The 542-nt window shown below is 43.5% G+C and carries 1 protein-coding gene and 1 pseudogene; one reads left to right on the top strand and one right to left on the bottom strand.

The window, feature by feature from the left end:
* Window positions 1–259, top strand: a 259-nt coding sequence (locus HC175_RS17070; RefSeq protein ID WP_168139531.1) for a DUF4230 domain-containing protein, incomplete at its 5' end; no start/stop codon positions are given.
* On the opposite strand, the pseudogene HC175_RS17065 reads toward HC175_RS17070, so the two are convergent.
* Window positions 256–542, bottom strand: a pseudogene (locus HC175_RS17065) (aromatic amino acid hydroxylase); the annotation flags it as partial. The gene HC175_RS17070 and the pseudogene HC175_RS17065 sit on opposite strands and share 4 nt — an antisense overlap.

The raw sequence follows: 542 nt of genomic DNA, 5'->3' as shown, positions 1-542 counted from the left end.
CCCGGATATTAAATATTACGACATTACCCAGGATTATCTTAACCAGTTTAGTGCCGAAGACTACAACAAGATCAAAACCCGCATCAACAAATCTATGCTGGAAAAGGTGGAGAATTCCACACTAAAGTCTAATGCGAAAAACCGGCTGATAAGCGAGCTGCAAAAGATCTACATCTTAACCAATACCCTTGGCTGGACGCTTACCTATAACAACGAAGAGTTTGGTGCTGCACGCGAAATGCAGGAACTAAAACTTTAATTAGCTTTTACCAGACTTGGTTTCACCAGGTCCAATCCATTATCGATGAGGTGAGCCACTTCGGGGCGTCGCTGTTTCACATCTTCAAGATGCTCCAGTACCTGTGGCGCCAGTTTCTCATCCTTACCACTAACCAATTCGAAAATCTCCACAGAAAGCAACCAATCCTTTGGATGATATTTTTTCACCAGGTCAAAAGCTGCATCCAGTGAAAATTTGGTGTTCTTGCCCTGGCGGATGTTCCTTACCGATTCATAAAGGCTTTCCAGTTCTTCTCTTTCCG

This window comes from Salinimicrobium oceani (assembly GCF_012037645.1).
The sequence above is the reverse complement of the archived record's forward strand: the minus strand, read 5'-3'. Positions and strand labels throughout refer to the sequence as shown.